The organism is Citrobacter arsenatis, assembly GCF_004353845.1.
Classification (GTDB): Bacteria; Pseudomonadota; Gammaproteobacteria; order Enterobacterales; family Enterobacteriaceae; genus Citrobacter; species Citrobacter arsenatis.
Window position 1 is genome coordinate 2,740,973 of the sequence record NZ_CP037864.1, and the last position, 25,400, is coordinate 2,766,372.

Here is a 25,400-nt window from a genome sequence, read left to right on the forward strand (position 1 = left end):
ATGGTAGAAACCCTGCTCGAAGTCCGTAATCTGAGCAAAACCTTTCGCTACCGGACGGGCTTGTTTCGACGCCAGACCGTTGAGGCCGTTAAGCCCCTGAGCTTCACTCTGCGCGAGCGTCAGACGCTCGCCGTCATTGGTGAAAATGGTTCCGGCAAATCCACGCTGGCCAAAATGCTGGCCGGTATGATTGAACCCACCAGCGGTGAACTACTGATTGACGATCATCCGTTAAACTATGGCGATTATTCATTCCGCAGTCAGCGGATCCGGATGATTTTCCAGGATCCGTCAACGTCGCTTAACCCGCGCCAGCGTATCTCGCAGATCCTCGATTTCCCACTACGCCTGAACACCGACCTTGAGCCTGAACAGCGTCGCAAACAGATCGTCGAGACCATGCGCATGGTCGGACTGCTGCCCGATCATGTGAGTTATTACCCGCATATGCTGGCACCTGGACAAAAACAGCGTCTGGGACTTGCTCGAGCGCTCATTTTGCGACCAAAAGTGATTATCGCCGACGAGGCCCTGGCTTCTCTGGATATGTCGATGCGTTCGCAACTCATCAATCTGATGCTGGAATTACAAGAAAAACAGGGGATTTCGTATATCTATGTGACTCAGCACATCGGCATGATGAAGCATATCAGCGATCAGGTATTAGTCATGCACCAGGGCGAAGTGGTTGAGCGCGGCAGTACAGCGGATGTTCTGGCCTCTCCGCTGCATGAGCTTACCCGTCGCCTGATTGCCGGTCATTTTGGCGAAGCGCTTACGGCTGATGCCTGGCGTAAAGATCGCTAGCAGAATCGCAGCCCTCCTCAACCGGAGGGCAGTTTTGCAATCAGTGACAAACACTGGGTAAAAGCAGTGTATCAACCTCGGTAAAAGCGACCGAAGGAAAAAGCGGCCCCTGCATTGCCCACACACCCGCAGCGCTAACCTCATCGATAAGGTGTAAAGCTTCCACTCCTTCCACTGCAATTCGATCGCAATATTCGCGGATGTTTTTAATAAGCACCGGGAACATCGGTTTTTCAACCTGCTCCAGGAAAAAACCGCGATCCAGTTTTACAACATCAAAACGACCGCAAACCAACGGACCGGCCCCAATGCTGCCGGAACCCAGGTCGCCCAGCCATAACGCGTTTGGACCGTCGCAAAGTGAATTAATCAGCAGATTATTCAGGCACGCAGTATTCGTCAGGAAACGCTCTGAAAGTTCCAGCGCGATAAATGGCATTGCATGTAATGCAGATTTGATGACCGGGTCACCAATCGCCAGCAGCGCCATTTCATCAATGAGATTCAGGGTACAGAGAAGTTTATTGTTCTCAAACCAATCACGCTTTTCAGCAATTAATCGAATTTGCTCGAGCATGAAATTACGCTTTTGTTCGCTATTCCACGCTGAAATGATGAACTCAGGATGTAACGGCGAAACCGTATCTGAAGCAAACCGGGGGCTAATCTCAACACCCAGTAACGTATCAGTTGTGTCTCTCATCGGTTCCGCGATGAAATGATAGTGCATAAGACCACTCCAATTGATCATAACCTACTGATAATGCACTTTTAATCACAATCAATCAATAATATCGATCAATGAATCAATATCGATCGATAAAAACAATATATCATAACGAACTGAATGTGGTCATATTTTTTGTTTTAAGAAAGTTCTTACCTTGCTATGTTTATAAACATAAGCTAGCCGTTAATAATACCACTATGATGCCTTTAAAGCCTTGTATTTTCTCTATTCCCAACGCATCACAGAATGAATGGGGCTTAACCAGGGAGAGTGGGATATAATTGCAGTCCCATTTCGAGCAACCTTGAAATTGTGATCATAACTCATTGATTGCTAAAAATAAGCAATGACTATAAGGATTAAACTTATGGGTTTTCTTTCCGGTAAGCGTATTCTGGTAACGGGTCTTGCCAGCAAATTGTCCATTGCCTGGGGTATTGCGCAGGCAATGCATCGCGAAGGTGCTGAACTGGCGTTCACCTACCAGAATGACAAGCTTAAAGGTCGTGTGGAAGAATTTGCAGCTCAACTCGGATCCAGTATCGTACTGCAGTGTGATGTGGCTGAAGACGCCAGCATTGATGCAATGTTTACTGAGCTGGGCAAAACCTGGCCGAAATTTGATGGTTTCGTGCACTCCATTGGTTTCGCACCTGCTGACCAACTGGATGGCGACTATGTGAATGCGGTTACTCGCGAAGGCTTTAAAATTGCTCATGACATCAGCGCTTATAGCTTTGTGGCGATGGCAAAAGCTTGCCGCGCCATGCTGAACCCAGGCTCTGCGCTACTGACCCTTTCCTATCTTGGTGCAGAACGCGCTATCCCTAACTACAACGTGATGGGTCTGGCGAAAGCGTCACTGGAAGCGAACGTCCGTTATATGGCTAACGCGATGGGGCCGGAGGGCGTGCGTGTGAACGCTATTTCCGCGGGCCCAATTCGTACGCTCGCGGCTTCAGGCATCAAAGATTTCCGAAAAATGCTGGCACATTGTGAAGCGGTTACACCAATTCGTCGTACCGTTACCATTGAAGATGTGGGCAACTCCGCAGCATTTCTGTGCTCCGATCTTGCCGCCGGCATCTCTGGGGAAGTCGTTCACGTCGATGGTGGCTTCAGTATCGCTGCAATGAATGAGCTGGAACTGAAATAATCCTAACTCCTCGATGGGCGGTGTTGCGCCGCCCATGACTCGCCTTTGCTCACTGCCATATATGCTTTTCTGATATTTATTATCACGTAACAATCTTTCATCCCCTCATCTGCTTACGTCAGGATATTGCTGCGCAAACGATCCGGCGTAGTGGTATGACGACGTGTCCGGGTCGCCACTTTTTAGATCAAGGACCGCCCATGGAACAACGCCGAATTGAAGGCAAAAGCCACTGGTATCATGAGACGCAATCCAGCACGTATCCACAAGATGTTCTGCCCCTGGTGCCGGAAGCCGCTGATGTCGACGACAGCTTTTTACTGGATCTGGCGATACCTGATGACGCGCTTTTGCCCTTTCAATCCTGGTTAGCCCCTGCCCGTAAACTTGCCCAGATTCTCTTCCCGGTTCACGTCAACCTGAGTCAAATGCACACATTCAGTGCCTATGAACGGATGAGTACAGCCTTAACCGTCGCTCAGGTGTATGGCGTCCAGCGATTATGTAATCACTATGCCGCGCGTTTAACACCGCTTCCTGGTCCAGACTCGTCCCGGGAGAGTAACCATCGACTGGCACAAATTACCCAATATGCTCGCCAACTTGCCAGCTCTCCTGAGGTGATAGGCGCACGCGATCGCCAGCATCTGGATGCGGTCGGGCTGACTACCAGCGATAGCATTTTAATTAATCAAATCATTGGCTTTGTCGGTTTTCAGGCCCGTATTGTGGCCCTGTTTCAGGCCTGGGTCGGACATCCGGTACGCCGAATTCCGGGACTGGATATACAGCAATTCGCTCAGGCTTCGCCATTTAGCGCAACAAACACAACCTGGCACGCTGCGCCCTTCCCGATCGAAAAACATCCTGACCATCATGAAGCGACGACGAGACGTTATCCCGATGAACTGCAAGCGTTAGCGTCATTACTGATACATGCACCGGTTATTATGGACTTACTCGCGACGCTGATTTCCAGTACCCGGCGTAGCGCTGTATCGACGCGGACATTTACACTGGCGGCGCTAATGACGTCACGGATTAACGGTAGCGTAGCTTGCTTTAATGAACTGGCGCATTCTGCAAATGAATTAGCCGACGTCATAGCCCTGCTTCGCCTGGATGAACGTGAACTACCGTGTTGGGAACAACGACATCCGGTTGAGCGCGTCACCCTGCAAGCGGTACAATGGCTGACCCGAGCGCCCGACCGCTTTAGCCCCGCGCTGTTAACCTCCTTGTTCGATCAGGGCATCTCTTCCGAACAAGCGATTAACCTGTTGGCCTGGAGCGGATTGTGCGGATGGTTGAATCGCTTGAAAATCGCGCTTGGCGAGACTTGTTAACCGATCCACTTACTGAAAGAGCGCTTGCCGCAACTGATAGAATCGCGTAAAACTGTCAGCCGCTCTTTTAGCCACGAAAATAGACAATTATGCTTCAGGACAACCCGCTGCTAGCGCAGCTTAAACAGCAACTACATTCCCAGACGCCACGTGCTGAAGGGGTGGTAAAAGCCACGGAAAAAGGCTTTGGCTTCCTGGAAGTCGATGCACAAAAAAGCTATTTCATTCCGCCGCCGCAGATGAAAAAAGTGATGCATGGCGACCGCATTGTTGCGGTTATCCATACAGAAAAAGATCGTGAATCTGCCGAGCCGGAAGAACTGATCGAACCCTTCCTGACGCGTTTCGTGGGTAAAGTTCAGGGCAAAAATGATCGCCTGTCCATTGTGCCGGATCATCCGTTACTAAAAGATGCTATCCCTTGCCGTGCCGCCCGCGGCGTTGAACATGAATTTAAAGAAGGTGACTGGGCCGTAGCTGAAATGCGCCGCCACCCGCTGAAAGGCGATCGCACTTTCTATGCCGAGTTAACCCAATTTATCACTTTTGCTGATGACCACTTTGTCCCGTGGTGGGTCACGCTGGCGCGCCATAATCTCGAAAAAGAAGCGCCGGACGGTGTGGCAACTGAGATGCTGGATGAAGGTCTGGTTCGTGAAGACTTAACCGCTCTCAACTTTGTCACCATCGACAGCGCCAGCACTGAAGATATGGACGATGCGCTCTACGCTGAAGAACTGGCCGACGGCAAACTGCAATTAACTGTCGCCATTGCCGATCCTACTGCCTGGATTGCAGAAGGCAGCAAACTGGATAAAACGGCAAAAATTCGCGCGTTTACTAACTATCTGCCGGGGTTCAACATCCCGATGTTGCCACGTGAACTGTCTGACGATCTCTGCTCTCTACGAGCAAACGTTGAGCGTCCGGTTCTGGCTTGCCGGATGACCATCACCGCGGATGGCGCGATTGAAGACAACATTACCTTCTTCGCAGCGACGATTGAATCGAAAGCGAAGCTGGCCTACGACAATGTCTCCGACTGGCTGGAAGGCGCCGGTGACTGGCAGCCTGAAAACGACGCGATTGCCGAACAAATCCGTCTTCTGCATCGTATTTGCTTGAGCCGTGGTGAGTGGCGTCATAACCATGCGCTGGTATTTAAAGATCGCCCGGATTACCGCTTTGTTCTTGGTGAAAAAGGTGAAGTGCTGGACATCGTCGCTGAGCCTCGCCGTATCGCAAACCGTATCGTGGAAGAGTCCATGATTGCGGCAAACATTTGCGCCGCCCGCGTACTTCGCGACAAGCTGGGCTTTGGGATTTATAACGTCCATATGGGATTCGATCCAGCGAACGCCGACGCTCTGGCCGCACTGCTGAAAACCCATGGTATGCACGTGGATGCCGAAGAGGTTCTGACGCTGGAAGGTTTCTGCAAACTGCGCCGTGAACTGGATGCGCAGCCTTCTGGTTTCCTCGACAGCCGAATTCGCCGCTTCCAGTCTTACGCTGAAATAAGTATCGAGCCAGGTCCGCACTTTGGATTGGGTCTGGAGGCTTATGCCACCTGGACCTCTCCTATTCGTAAGTACGGCGATATGATCAACCACCGCCTGCTTAAGGCCGTCATCAAAGGTGAAACCATCGCCCGCCCACAGGATGATACCCCGGTACAAATGGCGGAACGTCGTCGCCTGAACCGAATGGCTGAGCGTGATGTCGGTGACTGGTTATACGCCCGTTTCCTGAGTGACAAAGCCGGGACCGATACCCGCTTTGCAGCCGAGATCATTGACGTCAGCCGTGGCGGCATGCGCGTGCGTTTAGTTGATAATGGTGCAGTTGCATTTATTCCAGCCCCGTTCCTGCACGCCGTTCGTGATGAACTGGTATGCAGCCAGGAAAGCGGCACCGTGCAAATTAAAGGTGAAGTGGTTTATAAAGTCACGGATGTGATTGACGTAACCATCGCCGAAGTTCGCATGGAGACGCGTAGCGTTATCGCGCGTCCAGCTGTGTAGCATCCAGTCATCCAGCGACCTTTCTCATTTTGTGAAAGGTCGTTTTCTTTTTTCCGCCCAATTTCCCACCACGCACTACACTTCTTTCATTCGGTCAAATTTATTTTTTTACTATTTTCAGTTCCGTTGGCTTTGCTTTTTACGGATTCTGGATTACACATAAATATATAAAAAAAACAATACGTTCAGCCATAATCACCCTGAATGAATCATGGCTACCTATACTTTTGAGGCTCTATGCGCTTTAAACGGGATAGTACACATCATGAAAGACGTCCGGGAGCGGGTTACGTTGTATAGCTATGTGGGCACTCATAACCCCTACTGGCGTTTGTCAGAGGATTGCAACATCTTGCATTTCTCTAACGACGAAACGTCAGCCGCCGATCAGACCATCGAACTAAGGCCAGAACAAGCCGATCGCATTCGCGAGATGACGGTGATTACGTCAAGTCTGTTAATGACGTTACCCATTGAAGATGACGACATACCTGTGCATCTGGTCGGGCGAAAAATCAATAAGCGCGAATGGGCCGGTAGTGCATCCGCCTGGGATGACACCCCTTCCGTCGCCCGCGATCTGGCACACGGGCTCTCATTTGCTGAGCAGGTCGTTTCTGAAGCCAATTCAGTCATTGTTATTCTTGATCGCATGGGCAACATTCAGCGCTTTAATCGCCTGTGCGAAGAGTATACCGGCCTCAAAGAACGGGAAGTCATTGGCCAAAGTGTATTCACACTGTTTATGAGTCGACGTGAGGCAGCGGCTTCGCGACGTAACATCGAGGTCTTTTTTCGCGAAGGTAACTCGTATGAGGTTGAGCGCTGGGTGAAGACCTGCAAAGGCCAGCGCCTGTTTTTGTTTCGTAATAAGTTTGTGCATAACGGTAGCGGCAAGAATGAAATATTTCTGATCTGTTCCGGTACGGATATCACGGAAGAACGCCGCGCACAGGAGCGTCTGCGGGTATTAGCGAATACAGACTCCATCACTGGCTTACCAAACCGCAACGCAATTCATGAGCTGATCGGCAACGCGATTGAAAACGCGGGCGATACGCAGGTCGGCATTGTGTATCTCGATCTGGATAATTTCAAAAAGGTGAACGATGCCTACGGGCATATGTTTGGCGATCAGCTTTTACAAAGCGTATCGCTGGCAATCCTCAGTTGTCTCGACGACAACCAGATACTGGCGCGCTTTGGCGGCGATGAATTCATTGTCCTTGCCACCGAAACATCCCAGGGCGCACTGGAAGCCACTGCATCACGCATTCTGACGCGCCTGCGCCAGCCCTTTCGCATCGGCCTGATTGAGGTCTATACCGGATGCTCTATTGGTATTTCCCTCGCACCGCAGCATGGTCAGGACTGTGAGAGTGTCATTCGTAACGCGGATACGGCCATGTACACTGCGAAGGAAGGCGGTCGCGGACAGTTCTGTGTGTTCTCTCCGGAAATGAATCAGCGGGTATTTGAATATCTGTGGCTGGATACCAATCTGCGTAAGGCACTGGAAAACGATCAACTGGTTATCCATTATCAGCCAAAGATAACCTGGCGCGGTGAAGTGCGCAGCCTGGAGGCGCTGGTTCGCTGGCAGTCACCAGAACGCGGCCTCATTCCACCGCTGGAGTTTATCTCCTACGCCGAAGAGTCGGGGCTCATCGTCCCGCTGGGTCGCTGGGTTATTCTCGACGTTGTGCGCCAGGTCGCGAAATGGCGCGCCAAAGGTATAAACCTGCGCGTAGCGGTAAACGTTTCAGCCCGCCAGCTTGCCGACCAGACGCTTTTTACCGCACTTAAGCAGGTACTTCAGGAACTCAATTTTGAGTATTGCCCTATCGATGTTGAATTAACGGAAAGCAGTTTGATTGAAAATGAGCAACTGGCGTTGTCCGTCATTCAGCAGTTTAGCCAGTTAGGAGCGCAAATCCATTTGGATGATTTTGGTACCGGTTATTCATCACTGTCTCAACTGGCCCGCTTCCCGCTTGATGCGATTAAATTGGATCAGACCTTTGTCAGAGATGTACACAAACAATCGATTTCACAATCGCTAGTGCGAGCCATTGTTGCGGTAGCACAGGCGCTCAACCTGCAGGTCATCGCCGAAGGCGTTGAAAGTGCAAAAGAGGATGCATTTCTGACCAAAAATGGCGTCAATGAACGTCAGGGTTTTTTATTCGCCAAACCAATGCCAGCTGCCGCATTTGAACGTTGGTATCGCCGGCACCTAAGTAAAAAAATGCGCTAATGCAGAGAAATTAAACGTAGTGAATAGCCATAAATGGACATTACATGCGGATCGTATCTGCATGTAATCACAGAATATATAATATTCTTCAATCGTTGAGGTTAATACTATTTTTCCCTTCTCTTTTGCCATGAAATTCTGCATCATGAAATTCAAACTCAATTGCCATTAGGATGATGACCATGTCTGATATCGACGCTCAGCGTCTGGCCGAACGTATTGATACCGTGCTGGATATCCTCGTTGCAGGTGATTACCACTCAGCCATTCACAATCTTGAAATTCTGAAGGCTGAACTGTTAAACACGGTCAAAGAAGATACCGAATCTTTGGTGAAAAAGCATAAGGCTCCGTGGGAGATCTGATGACATCGCGCTTTTGATGTCGCTGCTATCAGCAAACTGCGGACAATGCAGTTTCCGTTTAATTTCCGATACGATATCGCTATAAAATTAATACTATGAATTCCCGACAACAATCTATTTTGCAGATGGTGACCGATAAAGGTCAGATGAGCGTCGCCGATCTGGCAAAAATCACCGGTGTTTCAGAAGTGACGATTCGACAGGATCTGAATACGCTGGAAAAACAGAGTTATTTACGCCGAGCACATGGTTTTGCTGTTTCATTGAACAGTGACGATGTTGAGACGCGCATGATGACCAATTTCACTCTAAAGCGTGAACTGGCTGAATTCGCTGCATCACTGGTCAGTCCTGGCGAATCCGTATTTATTGAGAATGGCAGCAGCAATGCGCTTCTGGCCAGAACGTTGGCTGAGCAAAAAGATGTCACCATCATTACTGTAAGCAGCTACATTGCCCATCTTCTCAAAGAAACGCCCTGTGAGGTGATTCTTCTCGGTGGTATTTACCAGAAAAAAAGCGAGAGTATGGTCGGCCCCTTAACTCGCCAGTTTATTCAGCAGGTACACTTTAGTAAGGCCTTTATCGGCATTGATGGCTGGCAGGCAGATACCGGTTTTACCGGACGCGATATGATGCGTTCTGACGTGGTTAATGCGGTGCTGGAAAAAGGCGCAGAAGTCATTGTGCTTACCGACAGCTCCAAATTCGAAGCCATTCACCCTTACACCCTGGGTCCATTAGCGCGATTCAGCCGCGTAGTGACGGACTCCAGGCTCAGCGCCAGCGTACAAATGCAGCTCGAGCATTCAGGATTAACCGTCAATATCATTGACGCTCACGCATAAAATCTTCAGGAGATGATTTGCCAGCAGGCAAATCATCTCCTCTCTGAGAGTTATCTGACAGTCCAATTAAGACTTTTTACCTGTCGTTAACAGGATAAAGTCGTAAAATTAATGTTAGCGATATAACAGGAACGAACCTCCAACTTCAGGATAGTGTTTGTCATGCCTTCGCTAACAGTTTCACGGAAATATCTTCGATAGTCTTAATTTGGCACTATCCTTAAAGAACTATGGATTCCGTGAATCAATAATTCAGGAGAAAGTATTATGTTAGTAACGAGCAAAAAAATGACCGCGGCCATTCTGGCGATTACTCTGGCAATGTCTCTGAGCGCCTGCTCTAACTGGTCCAAACGAGACCGTAATACCGCGATCGGTGCTGGTGCGGGTGCAGTAGGTGGTGCAGTCCTGACTGATGGCAGCGCGCTGGGTACGCTGGGTGGTGCTGCAGTAGGTGGTATTATTGGCCACCAGGTGGGTAAATAATCTACGGTTGAACGGCTCGATATAATAATACGTTTACTTTTTCAGGTCTGTATTATTAAAAAGCCACGGATTTTTTCCGTGGCTTTTTTTATTAACCGCCTGCCAGTTTAACCTTCATTCCTTTGGCTTCCAGCAGCGATTTAATCAGGTCGCGTTTATCGCCCTGAATCTCAATCACGCCGTCTTTTACCGCCCCACCGCATCCACACTTTTTCTTCAGTTCAGCGGCTAATTTGGTCAGTTCAGCATCGTCTTGATCAATACCGGTGATCAGACACACGCCCTTCCCTTTACGGCCACTGGTCTGGCGCTGAATACGGACAATGCCATCGCCTTTAGGACGCTCAGGTGCCGTTTTCGGTTCATCAATTCGCCCGGTGTCGGTTGAGTAGACCAGGCGAGAGTTCGAGTCATTCATTTACGCACCTCGTTTCAGGGAGGTATTGATCATCTTCAGCGTCTGCGCGGGATCGGCCGACTGCGTGACCGGACGACCAATCACCATATAATCCACACCGGCTAACTGCGCCTGCTCCGGCGTCATAATACGACGCTGATCGCCCGCCTCGCTACCTTCCGGGCGAATTCCCGGCGTCACCAGCTTAAATGCCTGACCAAACGCCTGCTTGAAGCGCACCGCTTCCTGAGCTGAGCATACGACCCCATCCAGACCACAATTTTGCGTTAAACGTGCCAGTTTTTCAGCATGCTCTGCAGGTGACAACGTCACACCAAGATCGGCGAGGTCACTGGCTTCCATACTGGTCAGAACCGTCACCGCAATTAGCAGCGGCGCGTCCTTGCCAAAAGATACTAAGGCCTCACGGGCTGCGGTCATCATACGCGCCCCGCCAGATGCATGAACGTTAACCATCCACACACCAAGATCGGCCGCTGCTGCAACGGCATGTGCAGTGGTATTGGGAATATCGTGAAATTTCAAATCAAGAAAGACGTCAAAACCACGCAGTTGTAGATCGCGAACCAACTGAGGTCCAAAAAGCGTGAACATCTCTTTGCCCACTTTCAAACGGCAATCACGAGGATCTATTCTGTCGACAAAAGCTAATGCTTTATCACGATTGGAATAATCGAGAGCGACAACGACAGGAGAATCAGTAACAGCACGAGAAGAAGATGAAGCAGTAAACGTCATGACCAGACCTTCCTGAGGATGGGCGCCTGCAGTGGCGCAAAATGGGTAAACGGCGTGCATTCTACCTGCGGTAATAGAAAATTAACAGGCGCGATTACATTTCTACCGGACGAATCTGGCAGCGGAGGTTGAGGATGGATCTATGACACACCACTAGTATGTTGTAACTAAAGTGGAGCTTTTTTAAAAATTACAGCCCATCAAGTCCGCGAATGGGCTTAATGGTTGACCATGAACGACATGATGGGCAGTGCCAGTACAGCGTATACGCGGTAAAACCGCACTTCTGGCAGCGGTAGCGCGGTTTGCTACGTACCTGCTCCCCAACCATATCACGAAGAACCATCAGGCTCTCTTTGGCACGCCCTTCTTCTGCTTCGTTGAGATGATAATCCATCAGCTTGTGGAACACGCGCATCGTAGGATGGCGTTGCAGTTGACGAGTGATATAGACCTGGGCGGTGTCAGTCCCTTCACGCGCCTCAAGGATATCGGCCAGCATTAGCTCAGCGGCGGCACCAGTATTCTCCTCAACAGCACGACGTAAAAACTCTGCCCACTCATCGTTTTTCCCCAGATGCTGGTAGCAACTTTGCAACATCTCCAGCGTTTCGCTGACCAGCTCTTTGTCCTGGGAAATTACCCGCTGCAGGCTTTCAACCGCCTTCGCATAATCGCCTTTTACCATGTACACGCGTCCCATCATGATGGATACCCGTGCACTGTTTTTATCTGCTGCAGCCCCTTTTTTCAGCAACGTCATCGCGCGATCCATCTCGTCGCTGCCTATTTGCTGTAAGGCCAGTTCGCAGTAAAAATGCGCTATCTCAATGCGCTGCTTGTCTTTACCAAGCTTCACCAGACGTTCCGCAACATCAATGGCTTTTTGCCATTCGCTGGTGGCCTGATAAATTTGCAACAGCTGCTGTGATGCGCCGACGCGGAAATCTGTTTCATCGGTAAGCTGATTAAACATGTCTTCCGCGCGGTCGTACAAACCCGCGGCCATGTAGTCGCGCCCTAACTGCTGTACGGCCAGCAAACGCTGCTCGTAGGTCAGCGAGGCACTTTCCATTAGCGTTTGATGGATGCGGATCGCGCGATCGACTTCACCGCGAGAGCGGAACAGATTTCCAAGGGTGAGATGAGCCTCAACGGTGCCTGTATCCTCTTTTAGCATATCAAGGAACAGATCCACCGCTTTATCTTGTTGGTTGCTCAGGAGGAAGTTAACCCCGGCGACATAGTCGCGGGAGAGACGGTTAGCTTCATCCTGCTTGGTTTGTTGCGCACTTCTGCGACCCATATACCACCCATAGGCAGCGGCTACAGGTAAAAGCAGAAACAACAACTCCAACATAAATAATTATTCCTTCACAACCGACGAATCGGCAGATACCGCAACGTCGGTCGCAGGCGCAAGCTGGTTTTCCAGTCGTTTGATTTTACGTTCGGCGCGCGCAAGAGACACACGAACCTTTAGCCAGAAAAGGCCGCAAATTAACCAACCAATCGCAAAACCTGCGGCAAACAATACAGCAAGCAGCGTAGAGATACGATACTCACCCTGAGCCAGCAGGTAATTAAACGTAACCTGTTGATCGTTTTGCGCACCTAATGTCACCGAAATAACAAAAATCGCCAACACCAGTAAGAAAATGAGTAAATATTTCACATTACTTCCCGTTATGTGGTTTGAGCGAATAAATCGTGTCCAACTTACCGCGTTGAGCCCTTTAAATTACCATTTTCACAACGAGTGCGAAACGGAAAAGCGCTTTCCGCTTTCTGATTTGAGGGCAAAATTTTAAAAATCAATCATCGCTGACTTTCTTGTTCACGCTGCGCGATTTCTTTTGCCTCCTGCACCGGCGGCGTTAGTGGCCCACATACCCGCTGTGCGAGCCATGTTGCCAACGTCACCAGCAGCCACGAAATCAGCGTGGCCACGACCAAATCACGTGGCCAGTGCATACCCAATAGCAAACGGCTACCCATAACGCCGGTAGCCCAGGTCAACAAAAGCACAATCGTCAACGTGCGCCTGCGCGGCCATAACAGCCCTACGGCCAGCAAAGCCCAACTGGCGGCAAACATCGTATGCCCGGATGGAAAAGCAAAACCCGTTTCTTTTTGCCAGTGCTTGCGTAAAAACGTTGGAATATCCTGCTGTTCGGCCAATTGTTCCTGGACCAGGTGCCCACGTTCTTTACGTTTTAAAGTGTAGAACTCATCAACCGGGATATGGTGCGTTTTTTCCAACCAGACGACAAAGGGCCGTGGCTCCTGCACCCGATCTTTAACCCAGGACTTCACGCCCTGACCGACTAAAATCGCTGCCGCCAGAATAGCAAACAGCATTATCGCGGCTTTAAGGCGAAAGCGAAGGCACCACAGAAACCATGCACAGAGCACCACGTGAGTGATAATGCCCCACGGCTGCGTCACCGTTTCCGTTACCCAGTACAGCGCTTTTAACCACCAGACATTGTGTCCCGGCTGCCAGCTCCAGCCTGATACCCATACGGCAACCGGCATGATAAGTAGCAGTCCAGCCCCGGCGGCGGTGCGCTTTGCAATAGAAAGCATTGCCTCTCCTTTTGTCGATAAGTCCCACAATCATAACTGAAAAATGTGCACTCCGGGAAAATTGACAATTTTGTGCCATTCCAAAAGCGAATACGTGGTCGCGATTAGGTGAACGTCGCTGCCTTATGGCAAAATAGTGCAATACAGAACAGAAGCCGACAGGCAACGGCACGACGAGTGCCAGCATAATCTGGAGAATTACATGCAGCTTAAACGTGTGGCAGAAGCCAAACTGCCAACCCCCTGGGGTGATTTCCTGATGGTGGGATTTGAAGAACTGGCAACCGGACACGATCATGTCGCACTGGTATTTGGCGATATCACAGGCCAGACGCCTGTTCTGGCGCGTGTCCACTCGGAATGTCTGACTGGCGATGCGCTGTTTAGTCTGCGTTGCGATTGCGGTTTCCAGCTTGAAGCAGCCCTCACCCACATAGCTGAAGAAGGGCGTGGGATTCTGCTGTATCACCGTCAGGAAGGACGTAACATCGGCCTGCTCAACAAAATCCGCGCTTACGCGTTGCAGGACCAGGGCTATGACACCGTTGAAGCTAATCATCAGTTAGGGTTTGCCGCAGACGAGCGCGATTTCACGCTATGTGCGGATATGTTCAAGCTGCTGGGTGTGGATGAGGTTCGTTTACTGACCAATAATCCGAAGAAAGTAGAAATCCTGACCGAAGCGGGAATCAATATTGTTGAACGCGTGCCGCTGATTGTGGGCCGTAACCCAAACAATGAACATTATCTGGACACCAAAGCCGCCAAGATGGGACATTTGTTGGGCAAGTAATCATTGTCACCCCTGTAAAAAAGCCTGCTCTCGCAGGCTTTTTTTATATTTTAATTCAACATATTACGAATTACGTAGTGCAAAATACCATCGTTTTGGTAATACGTTAGCTCCGTCGCGGTATCAATACGACAGCGGCATAGAATCACCTCTTTACGCCCATCTGCACGTACCATATTCACCGGAACGGTCGCCCCCGGCTTAATGTTTTGCAGGTCCGTAATATCGATCGCTTCCTCACCGGTTAGTCCCAACGTTTTACGCGTGACACCCTGCGGAAACTCCAGCGGCAAAATCCCCATACCAATCAGATTAGAACGGTGGATTCGCTCAAAAGATTCAGCGATAACCACGCGAACGCCCAGCAAACGTGGGCCTTTCGCCGCCCAATCGCGACTGGAACCAGATCCATATTCTTTCCCGGCAATGACCGCCAGAGGCACGTTCTCCTGCTGGTATTGCATAGCCGCATCATAGATGGCCACCACTTCAGTTCCCGGTAAATGACGCGTCATACCGCCTTCCACGCCGGGTACCATTTCATTGCGAATACGAATATTGGCAAAGGTACCACGCATCATCACTTCATGGTTCCCGCGTCGTGAACCGTAGGAGTTAAAATCTTTTCGCTCAACGCCGTGACTTTGCAGGTAACGCCCCGCCGGGCTGTCCGGTTTAATACTACCGGCAGGAGAAATGTGGTCGGTGGTGACGGAATCCCCGAGCATAGCCAGAATACGCGCGCCGTGAATGTCCTGGACCGGATCCGGCGTAGCCTGCATCCCATCGAAGAACGGCGACAAGCGGATATAGGTCGAGTCAGACTGCCAGCCATAGGTATCCGCCCGATCAACCTGGATTGCTTTCCATTCCGGCGTGCCTTCAAATACTTCGGCATACTCTTTATGGAACATCGCGGTAGAGACCTGCTCAACGGCCCGGGCGATTTCCTGGGCAGTTGGCCAGATATCTTTCAGGTAAACGGGATCGCCTTTTCTGTCATGACCTAACGGGTCTTTCGTCAGGTTGATATTCATATTCCCCGCCAGCGCGTAGGCCACCACCAGCGGCGGTGACGCCAGCCAGTTAGTCTTCACCAGCGGATGGATACGACCTTCAAAGTTACGGTTGCCGGAAAGCACCGCTCCAACCGTCAGATCGCCTTTTTTGATGGCCGTCTCGATAGGATCGGGTAACGGTCCGGAGTTACCAATACAGGTGGTACAACCGTACCCCACAAGATTGAATCCCAGCTCATCAAGGTACGGTGTGAACCCGGCCTGTGCCAGATAATCAGAAACCACCTTCGATCCTGGCGCCAGTGAAGCTTTCACCCACGGCTGGCGTTTCAGACCAAGCGTCACGGCTTTTTTCGCCAGCAGCCCCGCCGCCATCAATACGCTTGGGTTAGAGGTGTTCGTACAGGAAGTGATTGCGGCTATTACCACTGCGCCATCCGGCAGCTTATACTGCTGACCGCTCATGGTGTAGTCCACTGGCTGACGGTCTTTAAGCGAGCTATTCACCTCAAGTTCATTACTCGCCGAAAACGCTTTCGGTACATCAGCCAGCGCAACCCGATCCTGCGGGCGTTTCGGTCCGGCAAGGCTTGCCTCCACGCTCCCCATATCCAGCTCCAGCGAACTGGTAAATACGGGTTCATCGCCTGGGTTACGCCACATGCCCTGCGCTTTAGCATAGGCGCTAACCAGGTCGACCTGCTCCTCACTGCGCCCACTCAGACGCATATATTCAAGAGTGATGCTATCGATCGGGAAGAAACCGCAGGTTGCGCCGTATTCCGGTGACATGTTCGCAATGGTTGCCCGATCGGCCAGCGGTAAGGTGTCCAGCCCATCGCCGTAGAATTCAACGAATTTACCGACCACGCCGTGCTTACGCAGCATCTGGGTGACGGTCAGAACCAGGTCTGTCGCGGTGATGCCTTCGCGCAGTTTGCCTACCAGTTTAAAGCCCACAACATCCGGGATAAGCATAGAGACGGGTTGGCCCAACATTGCCGCTTCGGCTTCAATGCCCCCAACGCCCCAGCCCAGTACACCGAGACCATTAATCATCGTAGTATGGGAATCGGTACCGACCAGCGTATCGGGATAAGCCACCCACTCACCGTCCTGTAACTCGCTCCAGACGGCTTTGCCCAGGTATTCAAGGTTAACCTGATGGCAAATCCCCGTACCCGGCGGTACCACGCTGAAACGACTGAATGCCTGCTGTCCCCATTTCAGGAACACATAACGCTCATGGTTACGCTCCATTTCGAGACGAACGTTCTCTTCGAAAGCGTCATCATCACCGAAACGGTCTACCGTTACCGAATGGTCAATGACAAGGTCCACTGGCGAAAGCGGATTCACTTTTGCCGTATCCCCGCCCAAACGCTTCACCGCTTCGCGCATGGCGGCCAGATCGACCACCGCCGGCACGCCGGTAAAATCCTGCATCAAAACGCGAGCAGGTCGATAGGCGATTTCACGATCGGCATGGGCGGTCTTCAGCCAATGCCCGAGCGCATAAATATCATCTTCAGTAACAGAATTTCCGTCCTGCCAGCGAAGCAGGTTTTCCAGCAAAACTTTTAGCGACTTAGGTAGACGGGTGATATCACCCAGTGATTTTGCGGCCAGCGGCAGACTGTAGTAGCGGTAGGTTTTATCTTTAACCTGCAATGTGTCCTTACTGGCTTCTCGTAGGGTCGACGACATAGCTCCTCCTTAAATGACAGGGTTGGATCCCCTGATTTCCTCAGGGTTAGTATTAAAGATAACACAAACAAAATGTAACGCTTTGATAACAACTCAAATTGATAAAAGTGGAGAGCGTCAAAACTGCCAGGTGAAGTAAATGGCAAGGAGAAAGGTTTAAGCGGTCAAAGATAATACGGTGAATGTGTAGCAAACACTGGCACAATCGATAATACGCTGATAAGCGTGGCTTATCGTACTTAATCGGAATAAATTATTTGATACACAAGAAGACGGACTAATAATATTTATAAAATACGTCGCAATTATTGTTTCTGCTCATCATCATCCTCAAACAGCTCGATAAACGCCCGCTGCTCAGGAGAGAGTTTCCAGGTCGCTGGAATATTCGGCTTATTCACTGCACCACATTGACTCTCTTGTTCAAGGTCATCAGGCGATGGCGCCACGGTGACGCGTTGTTCCGGTGCGGACATGATCTACCCCCACACGTTCCAGGCCACGAGCGCGATAATAATCCAGAACACGGCAGAGCCAAGAAACACAGCGAACCAGGCTTTACGTTTCATCGCGGGATCCCTGCGTGCTGGCTGGTTTCCTGAAGACATCGCTAACCTCATGCTATCGAAATCACTTATCATTTTGGCACCAAACAATCGGTACAATTAATCATCAGATAGGAGGAATCCTAATAAAAAAGGCGTAAAAAAGCCAGTTAATTTTCGTACTCGACCTGATAAATAAATTATTTGTTTGATCGATTATAAATATTTGCGAGGAATTTTTGGCAAGCTGAGTAATTTGAAACTACTTTAGTGAGTCTTTACCATAAACAATATATGGTTAATATATAGATGAAAAATAATGAATAGCTCAGATTTTGTCGTCGGTATCCCTTTATGTTTAAGGATACCGACGAGGTTACAGCCGTTATTACTTCTCAGGCAATTTAATATCTTTAAACATGGCTTCAATATCGTCGTTGGAACGCAGCGCCACCGCCATATCCACCACATCGCGCGTCAGATGCGGCGCGAAACGCTGAATAAAATCATACATATAGCTGCGTAAAAAGGTGCTGCGACGAAAACCAATTTTGGTGGTGCTATGACTGAAGATATCATGCGCATCTACCCGCACCAGATCAGGATCGGAGACAGGATCAACCGCCATGCTGGCAATTACCCCCACACCGAGGCCCAGACGGACGTAGGTCTTAATAACATCGGCATCGGTCGCGGTAAAGACAATGCGCGGTTCCAGACCCGCACGATTGAACGCGGTGTCCAGCTCCGAACGTCCGGTAAATCCAAAGGTGTAGGTTACCAGTGGATACTGAGCCAGTTCCTCGATAGAGACGGAAGATTTACCCGCCAACGGATGGTCGGGGGTAACAACGATCGAACGGTTCCAGTGGTAGCAAGGTAGCATCACCAGATCGTCATACAGGTGCAGTGCTTCCGTCGCGATAGCAAAATCTGCATTTCCTTTCGAGACAGCTTCGGCGATTTGCGTTGGCGATCCCTGGTGCATGTGCAGTGAGACGCGAGGATAACGCTCAATAAAACCTTTAATCACGTTCGGCAGCGCGTAACGCGCCTGAGTGTGCGTGGTGGCAATATACAGCGAACCTTTGTCCGGCCAGGTATGTTCACCAGCAACGGACTTAATGGCGTCGACCTTCGACAGAACTTCCCGCGCAATACGAATGACTTCCTGCCCCGCTGGCGTAACCTGGGTCAGGTGCTTACCACTACGGGCAAAAATCTGGATGCCAAGTTCATCTTCCAGCATACGAACTTGCTTACTGATACCGGGCTGGGAGGTATAAAGCCCTTCCGCCGTTGAGGAGACATTAAGGTTGTGGTTCACCACCTCAACAATGTAGCGAAGCTGCTGTAATTTCATGTTAAGCCATCCCGATTTGCGCCATCAAATCATCGTTTCATTGCAGGCTCACGGGCGCTGCTAATACGATTTAATAATAAAAAGTCTGTTAACTATAACCACTATATCATTTATATGTGAGCTGTATAGATATGACAAAAAATAATATGCCAGAAACAAAAAGGGTCGCTTACGCGACCCTTTTGAGGAGAAATTCAGCCGAAATGCTGTTATTTCTTCCCTTCTACCCATTTACCGTCAACGAAGAACGCGGACCAACCGGTCGCTTTACCGTCTTTCTCAGCGGCAACGTATTGCTGCTTGGTTTTACGGCTGAAGCGAACCATGGACTTGTTGCCGTCCGGGTCAGTCTGCGGTGCATCTGCCAGATAGCGCAGTTTTTCCGGCAGACGATCGCGGAAGCGGTACAATTCTTCCACCAACGGTGCACGAGTTTCACGTGATTTCGGGAACGTATTTGCCGCCAGGAAGATACCTGCAGCGCCATCACGTAACACGAAATACGCGTCAGATTTTTCACATGGCAGTTCCGGCAACGGAACCGGATCCTCTTTCGGCGGAGCGACTTCACCGTTACGCAGGATCTTACGGGTGTTTTTGCACTCGTCGTTGGTACACGCCATGTACTTACCGAAACGTCCCATTTTCAGGTGCATTTCAGAGCCACATTTCTCACACTCAACGATAGGACCGTCATAACCCTTAATGCGAAATTCACCCTCTTCGATCTCATAACCATCGCAGGTAGGGTTATTACCACAGACATGCAGCTTGCGCTTAGGATCGATAAGATAGCTGTCCATCGCCGTGCCACACTTCTGGCAGCGACGTTTGGCGCGCAGAGCGTTCGTTTCCGCATCGTCGCCTTCCAGCACGTTCAGTACTTCGTTTTCCGGCACCAGGTTAATGGTGGTTTTGCACCGCTCTTTCGGGGACAGCGCGTAGCCGGAACAACCAAGGAAAACGCCGGTGCTGGCGGTACGAATACCCATCTTGCGTCCGCAGGTTGGGCAATCAATGCTGGTCAGCACCATCTGGTTCGGACGCATGCCGCCCTCTTCAGGATCTTTCTCAGCTTTATCCAGCTGCTGAGTAAAATCGGTGAAGAAGTTGTCGAGGACGCCCTTCCATTCGGCTTCGTGATTCGCCACCTGGTCGAGGCTGTCTTCCATCTGTGCGGTAAAATCGTAGTTCATCAGTTCGCGGAAGTTTTCTTCCAGACGATCTGTGACGATTTCACCCATTTTTTCAGCGTAAAAACGACGGTTCTCAACGCGAACATAACCGCGATCCTGAATCGTAGAAATGATCGACGCATAAGTGGATGGGCGACCAATACCACGTTTTTCCAGCTCTTTAACCAGTGACGCTTCGCTGAAGCGCGCAGGCGGCTTGGTAAAGTGCTGCGCAGGCGTCAGTTCGATAAGCGTCAACGTATCGCCTTTATCCACCGCTGGTAAAATGCGGTCTTCATCGCCCTTACGCAGCGCAGGCATCACTTTCGTCCAACCATCGAAACGCAAAATACGACCACGCGCCTTGAGACGGAAATCACCCGCGCCCACGGTCAGCGTGGTGGAGTCATATTTGGCTGGCGTCATCTGACAGGCAACAAACTGACGCCAGATCAGCTGATACAGTTTTTGCGCATCAGCTTCCATATCTTTCAGCGATTCCGCCTGCACAGCGACATCTGAAGGACGGATGGCTTCGTGTGCTTCCTGCGAATTCTCTTTGCTGGCGTACTGGTTCGCGCTCTCCGGCAGATACTTTTTGCCAAAATTATCGCTGATGTACTCGCGAACCATGTTCACCGCATCCTGGCTCAGGTTGGTTGAGTCAGTACGCATATAAGTGATGTAACCCGCTTCATACAAGCGCTGCGCCATCATCATGGTTTTCTTCACGCCGAAGCCCAGACGCGTACTGGCGGCCTGCTGTAGCGTGGAGGTGATGAACGGCGCGCCCGGCTTGCTGCTTGTCGGCTTATCTTCACGTTCCAGGACGCTATAGCGCGCTTTTTCCAACAGGCTAACTGCGGCAAGCGTTTGTTCCCGGTTGACCGGGCGGAACGGTTTGTCATTCTGATGCGTAACCTCAAGCGGTAACGCATCGCCGCCAGGCGTGGTCGTGTTGGCATCAATTTCCCAGAACTCTTCTGGAACGAACGCTTTGATTTCGCGTTCACGCTCAACCACCAGACGCACGGCAACCGACTGCACGCGGCCAGCTGACAGACCACGCGCGATTTTTTTCCACAGCAGCGGCGACACCATATAGCCCACAACGCGGTCCATAAAGCGGCGCGCCTGTTGCGCATTGACACGGTCGATGTTCAACTCGCCCGGTTTTTCAAACGCCTGACGAATAGCGTTTTTAGTAATTTCGTTAAACACCACGCGGCTGTAGCGAGTGTCGTCGCCACCGATCACTTCCCGCAGGTGCCACGCAATGGCTTCCCCTTCGCGGTCAAGGTCGGTTGCGAGATAGATGTGGTCAGCTTTTTCAGCCAGTTGCTTCAGTTCAGAAACAACTTTCTCTTTACCGGGCAGCACTTCATAACGCGCATCCCAGTTGTGCCACGGGTCAACACCCATACGGTTGACGAGAGCGCCACGTTCATCCTTTTTGGGCTTTTTAGCCGTTTTGGTGGAGGTTGAGTCGGCGCTCTTTTTAGTTGCTGAGCCACTGGTCGGCAAATCACGGATATGACCGACGCTGGATTTCACCACGTAGTCATTACCCAGATACTTGTTGATCGTTTTGGCTTTTGCCGGGGACTCAACGATGACAAGAGCTTTACCCATATTCACCTTTACCTAATTTGATTCTTCCAGAATGCGTCGCACGTTGATTCACCTTCCACTGGCGACGAGACATCGATATGGTCTCTGCGTCGGCGGATATCAACCCCTTAAACTGATTCGCGCTTGTAATGTAACTCTCATGTAACTGAGTTAACAGGCTTTTTTTCTCACAAACGCTCTTGCACGACGAAGTATTGGTCGAATGTCAAGCAAATCTGTTGCCAGATTGACGAAAGCGTCACACTGTACCTGATAAAATGCGTTACGCAACTTTATTAGCATGCAAAAACAAATCTCGCCAGTTGTAACACCGTCGTAAAGCCTTCATTTATGTCAGGGAATATTTGCCCATAAGCTGGGCTCGGCGTAGACTAATGTCCTTGTTTAAGGAGTAAATCATGCATAAAGACACTCAACCCATCGATCGCGAAACGCTGCTGATTGAAGCCAACAAAATCATTCGTGAGCATGAGGACACGCTGGCGGGGATTGTCGCCACCGGCGTTACGCAGCGAAACGGCGTGTTGGTTTTCAGTGGAGATTACTTTTTAGACGAGCAAGGGCTACCGACGCCCAAAAGTACGGCAGTGTTTAATATGTTTAAACACCTGGCGCACGTACTTTCTGAAAAGTATCACTTGATCGATTAACACAACAAATGAGTTGCCGGATGGCGGATTCGCCTTATCCGGCCTACGAACCACTAAATCGGTAGGCCAGATAGGATACGTTAGCATCGCCATCCGGCAATAACACTTTTACATCAGAGGTTTCTGACCCCGCTGCCACCAGCGCAGCAGTAAACGATCGGCGCTCTCCGCCGCGCTGCCGGTAAAACGGTCCATCAGTTTTTTACGCTGCAGATAACGTACGTTCAATACCTCACGACCTTCCATTAACCCGAGAATTACCTCATCGCTGGTATTGATCTCATCCACCAGCCCATTTGCCAGCGCCTGTTGCCCAAACCAGTGCTCACCCGTGGCAACCTGTTCAATGTCCAGAGTCGGACGCATGCGCTGGACGAAATCTTTAAACAGATGATGCGTTTCGTTCAGATCTTCACGGAACTTCTGCCGCCCTTCTTCCGTGTTTTCACCGAGTAAGGTCAGCGTCCGCTTGTACTGTCCGGCGGTGTGCAGTTCGATATCAATATCTTTCCCTTTCAGGAAGCGGTTAAAGTTGGGGATCTGCGCCACCACGCCAATGGAGCCGACGATGGCAAACGGCGCCGAGACAATTTTATCCGCCACGCAGGCAATCATGTATCCGCCGCTCGCAGCGACTTTATCTACCGTAACGGTCAGCGGGATCTGCTTATCGCGCAGGCGTTGTAATTGCGACGCGGCCAGGCCATAGCCGTGTACCACACCGCCCGGGCTTTCCAGACGAACCACCACCTGATCCTTGGGTTTAACGACCGCCAGCACTGCCGTCACCTCTTCACGTAATGCGCTGACCTCATGGGCATCCATACTGCCTTTAAAATCAAGTACCCACACGCGCGGTTTGTCAGATGACGTGCTGTCTCCCAGCTTCGCTTTTGCCTTGGCTGCCTTCGCTTCCTGTTTGTGTTTCTTTTTCTGCGCCTTATGCCAGAATTTTTGCTGATGCCCATCCAGTAAGGCCAGCGACAGGTCTTCTTTCATCTCTTTATATTGCTCGCTGAGATTAATAACCCGCAATTCCCCACGCTGACGTTTGCGTTGTGTCGCGTTTACGATCAACATAACTACCACCGCAATAGCCACCACGACAGTGACAATTTTTGCCAAAAACAGCCCATATTCAGACAACAATTCCACGAGACCCACCTTGGTTAAACAACGCTACTTTCGCTCAGTGTACAACAGCCTTGTTAACCCGTCTTGCTTCATCCATCCCGTGAGGAATCGGCAAAAAGCATGACAAAGCGTTCATTTTGCGGTGTTATTGCCTTTGGCTGATTGAAAAAGAACAGGGTTTAAGGCATAAAGCCCAAAAGTTATCGCGAACGAGATGGCCAGCCGTCGCCGAGGAGTAGCCGTGCATTACCAACCTAAACAAGACCTTCTACAGGACCGCATTATTCTGGTCACTGGTGCCAGCGACGGCATCGGGCGTGAGGCCGCACAAACCTACGCGCGCTACGGCGCGACCGTTATTCTGCTAGGGCGTAACGAAGAAAAGCTGCGCCAGGTTGCCCACACCATCGCCGATGAAAACGGTACGCAACCGCACTGGTTCACGCTGGATCTGCTCACCTGTACTTCTGACGAATGTCACCAGCTCGCACAGCGTATTGCCGCGCATTTCCCGCATCTGGATGGCGTACTGCATAATGCCGGATTGCTCGGCGATATTTGCCCGATGAGCGAGCAAAACCCGCAGGTCTGGCAGGATGTAATGCAGGTAAACGTCAACGCTACCTTTATGCTGACCCAGGCATTATTGCCGTTATTACTCAAATCCGATGCCGGATCGCTGGTCTTTACCTCTTCAAGCGTTGGTCGCCAGGGGCGCGCCAACTGGGGGGCGTATGCTACCTCCAAATTTGCTACTGAAGGAATGATGCAAGTTCTGGCAGATGAATATCAGAACCGTCACCTGCGCGTAAACTGTATCAATCCAGGCGGTACACGTACCGGCATGCGTGCCAGCGCGTTCCCGACGGAAGATCCGCAAAAATTGAAAACTCCCGCCGATATTATGCCGCTCTACCTGTGGCTGATGGGCGATGACAGCCGCCGTAAAACCGGTATGACTTTCGATGCCCAGCCGGGCCGTAAACCAGGAATTGCCCAATGAGTGAAGAACGCTATCAGCAGCGCCAGCAGCGCGTAAAAGATCGGGTAGATGCCCGTGTTGCCGCAGCGAAGGATGAGCGCGGGATAATTATTGTGTTCACCGGAAACGGTAAGGGTAAAACCACCGCCGCGTTTGGTACCGCTACGCGCGCAGTAGGCCACGGTAAAAAAGTCGGTGTGGTGCAATTTATTAAGGGTACGTGGCCAAACGGCGAACGAAACTTACTCGAACCCCACGGCGTCGAGTTTCAGGTCATGGCGACAGGATTTACCTGGGAAACGCAGAACCGCGAGTCCGATACTGCAGCCTGTATGGCCGTGTGGGAACACGGCAAGCGGATGTTGGCTGACGCTGAGCTGGATATGGTGATACTGGATGAGTTGACCTATATGGTGGCATACGACTACCTGCCGCTTGAAGAGGTCATCAATGCCCTCAATGCGCGCCCAGCCCATCAAACGGTGATTATTACCGGTCGTGGATGCCATCGCGATATTCTGGAGTTAGCGGATACAGTCAGCGAGCTGCGCCCGGTCAAGCATGCGTTTGAAGCGGGCGTGAAGGCCCAGATAGGGATCGATTACTGAGTGTAGGCCGGATAAGGCGTTTGTGTCT

The 25,400-nt window shown here is 50.8% G+C and carries 24 protein-coding genes; 12 read left to right on the forward strand and 12 right to left on the reverse strand.

The genetic code is table 11. The features are described 5' to 3' along the window. On the forward strand, positions 1-807 hold the full coding sequence (gene sapF / locus E1B03_RS14220) for a peptide ABC transporter ATP-binding protein SapF (RefSeq protein WP_103770738.1): 807 nt from the start codon (positions 1-3) through the stop codon (positions 805-807). A gap of 40 nt (positions 808-847) precedes the next feature. Here sapF and E1B03_RS14225 read toward each other — a convergent pair whose 3' ends face one another. Further along, entirely contained in the window at positions 848-1,537 is a 690-nt protein-coding gene (locus E1B03_RS14225; RefSeq protein WP_103770739.1) for an EAL domain-containing protein, read from the reverse strand. Positions 1,538-1,904: 367 nt separating this feature from the next. On the opposite strand from E1B03_RS14225, the gene fabI reads away from it, so the two are divergent. The 7 genes from fabI (at position 1,905) to osmB (ending at position 10,019) form a co-directional block, all read left to right on the forward strand. Continuing rightward, positions 1,905-2,693 (forward strand): enoyl-ACP reductase FabI, encoded by a 789-nt coding sequence (fabI, locus tag E1B03_RS14230; protein WP_103770740.1) that lies wholly within the window; start codon positions 1,905-1,907, stop codon positions 2,691-2,693. 200 nt (positions 2,694-2,893) lie between these two features. Then, the gene (locus E1B03_RS14235) at positions 2,894-4,039 is read left to right on the forward strand and encodes a CMD domain-containing protein (protein ID WP_103770741.1); all 1,146 of its coding nucleotides are present in this window, start codon (positions 2,894-2,896) and stop codon (positions 4,037-4,039) included. 89 nt (positions 4,040-4,128) lie between these two features. Next, the gene (locus tag E1B03_RS14240; protein ID WP_103770742.1) at positions 4,129-6,063 is read left to right on the forward strand and encodes an exoribonuclease II; all 1,935 of its coding nucleotides are present in this window, start codon (positions 4,129-4,131) and stop codon (positions 6,061-6,063) included. Between the two features lie 265 nt (positions 6,064-6,328). Further along, on the forward strand, positions 6,329-8,320 hold the full coding sequence (pdeR, locus tag E1B03_RS14245; RefSeq protein WP_103770743.1) for a cyclic di-GMP phosphodiesterase: 1,992 nt from the start codon (positions 6,329-6,331) through the stop codon (positions 8,318-8,320). A 182-nt stretch (positions 8,321-8,502) separates the two neighbouring features. After that, positions 8,503-8,685 (forward strand): YciZ family protein, encoded by a 183-nt coding sequence (locus E1B03_RS14250; RefSeq protein WP_103770744.1) that lies wholly within the window; start codon positions 8,503-8,505, stop codon positions 8,683-8,685. 95 nt (positions 8,686-8,780) lie between these two features. After that, on the forward strand, positions 8,781-9,533 hold the full coding sequence (gene yciT, locus E1B03_RS14255; RefSeq protein WP_103770745.1) for a DNA-binding transcriptional regulator YciT: 753 nt from the start codon (positions 8,781-8,783) through the stop codon (positions 9,531-9,533). Between the two features lie 267 nt (positions 9,534-9,800). Then, positions 9,801-10,019 (forward strand): osmotically-inducible lipoprotein OsmB, encoded by a 219-nt coding sequence (osmB, locus tag E1B03_RS14260; protein WP_043016156.1) that lies wholly within the window; start codon positions 9,801-9,803, stop codon positions 10,017-10,019. A 91-nt stretch (positions 10,020-10,110) separates the two neighbouring features. Here the strand turns inward: osmB and yciH are convergent, their stop codons facing one another. The 5 genes from yciH to pgpB form a co-directional block, all read right to left on the reverse strand. Beyond that, the gene (gene yciH / locus E1B03_RS14265; protein ID WP_103770746.1) at positions 10,111-10,437 is read right to left on the reverse strand and encodes a stress response translation initiation inhibitor YciH; all 327 of its coding nucleotides are present in this window, start codon (positions 10,435-10,437) and stop codon (positions 10,111-10,113) included. Continuing rightward, a complete protein-coding gene (gene pyrF / locus E1B03_RS14270; protein ID WP_103770747.1) occupies positions 10,438-11,175 on the reverse strand; it encodes an orotidine-5'-phosphate decarboxylase in 738 nt (245 codons plus the stop codon). It abuts the gene before it with no gap. 190 nt (positions 11,176-11,365) lie between these two features. Next, on the reverse strand, positions 11,366-12,535 hold the full coding sequence (lapB, locus tag E1B03_RS14275; RefSeq protein ID WP_133086443.1) for a lipopolysaccharide assembly protein LapB: 1,170 nt from the start codon (positions 12,533-12,535) through the stop codon (positions 11,366-11,368). Between the two features lie 6 nt (positions 12,536-12,541). Continuing rightward, positions 12,542-12,850: a LapA family protein gene (locus E1B03_RS14280; RefSeq protein WP_006684318.1), complete on the reverse strand. Its 309-nt coding sequence runs from the start codon at positions 12,848-12,850 to the stop codon at positions 12,542-12,544. A gap of 143 nt (positions 12,851-12,993) precedes the next feature. Further along, positions 12,994-13,764, reverse strand: coding sequence for a phosphatidylglycerophosphatase B (gene pgpB / locus E1B03_RS14285; RefSeq protein ID WP_103770749.1), 771 nt, complete (start codon positions 13,762-13,764; stop codon positions 12,994-12,996). Between the two features lie 202 nt (positions 13,765-13,966). On the opposite strand from pgpB, the gene ribA reads away from it, so the two are divergent. Further along, positions 13,967-14,557, forward strand: a complete 591-nt coding sequence (gene ribA / locus E1B03_RS14290) for a GTP cyclohydrolase II (protein ID WP_003020601.1) — start codon at positions 13,967-13,969, stop codon at positions 14,555-14,557. Positions 14,558-14,607: 50 nt separating this feature from the next. Here ribA and acnA read toward each other — a convergent pair whose 3' ends face one another. The 5 genes from acnA to topA form a co-directional block, all read right to left on the reverse strand. Then, on the reverse strand, positions 14,608-17,283 hold the full coding sequence (acnA, locus tag E1B03_RS14295) for an aconitate hydratase AcnA (protein ID WP_103770750.1): 2,676 nt from the start codon (positions 17,281-17,283) through the stop codon (positions 14,608-14,610). 305 nt (positions 17,284-17,588) lie between these two features. Continuing rightward, positions 17,589-17,759, reverse strand: coding sequence for a hypothetical protein (locus E1B03_RS26225; protein ID WP_165955319.1), 171 nt, complete (start codon positions 17,757-17,759; stop codon positions 17,589-17,591). 3 nt (positions 17,760-17,762) lie between these two features. Next, positions 17,763-17,924: a YmiA family putative membrane protein gene (locus tag E1B03_RS14300; protein WP_246044112.1), complete on the reverse strand. Its 162-nt coding sequence runs from the start codon at positions 17,922-17,924 to the stop codon at positions 17,763-17,765. Positions 17,925-18,216: 292 nt separating this feature from the next. After that, positions 18,217-19,191 (reverse strand): HTH-type transcriptional regulator CysB, encoded by a 975-nt coding sequence (cysB, locus tag E1B03_RS14305; protein WP_103770752.1) that lies wholly within the window; start codon positions 19,189-19,191, stop codon positions 18,217-18,219. Positions 19,192-19,400: 209 nt separating this feature from the next. Further along, positions 19,401-21,998 (reverse strand): type I DNA topoisomerase, encoded by a 2,598-nt coding sequence (topA, locus tag E1B03_RS14310; RefSeq protein ID WP_133086445.1) that lies wholly within the window; start codon positions 21,996-21,998, stop codon positions 19,401-19,403. A 398-nt stretch (positions 21,999-22,396) separates the two neighbouring features. Between topA and E1B03_RS14315 the strand changes: the two genes are divergently transcribed. Continuing rightward, complete coding sequence (locus tag E1B03_RS14315; protein WP_003020616.1) at positions 22,397-22,648, forward strand: YciN family protein; 252 nt, start codon at positions 22,397-22,399, stop codon at positions 22,646-22,648. 108 nt (positions 22,649-22,756) lie between these two features. Here the strand turns inward: E1B03_RS14315 and sohB are convergent, their stop codons facing one another. Beyond that, positions 22,757-23,803 (reverse strand): protease SohB, encoded by a 1,047-nt coding sequence (gene sohB / locus E1B03_RS14320; protein ID WP_133086446.1) that lies wholly within the window; start codon positions 23,801-23,803, stop codon positions 22,757-22,759. 220 nt (positions 23,804-24,023) lie between these two features. On the opposite strand from sohB, the gene E1B03_RS14325 reads away from it, so the two are divergent. Together E1B03_RS14325 and cobO are read left to right on the forward strand one after the other, a co-directional pair. Beyond that, entirely contained in the window at positions 24,024-24,785 is a 762-nt protein-coding gene (locus E1B03_RS14325; RefSeq protein WP_103770755.1) for a YciK family oxidoreductase, read from the forward strand. Further along, positions 24,782-25,372 (forward strand): cob(I)yrinic acid a,c-diamide adenosyltransferase, encoded by a 591-nt coding sequence (gene cobO / locus E1B03_RS14330; RefSeq protein ID WP_043016144.1) that lies wholly within the window; start codon positions 24,782-24,784, stop codon positions 25,370-25,372. The genes E1B03_RS14325 and cobO overlap by 4 nt, the downstream gene beginning before the upstream one ends. Positions 25,373-25,400: the final 28 nt, after the last annotated feature.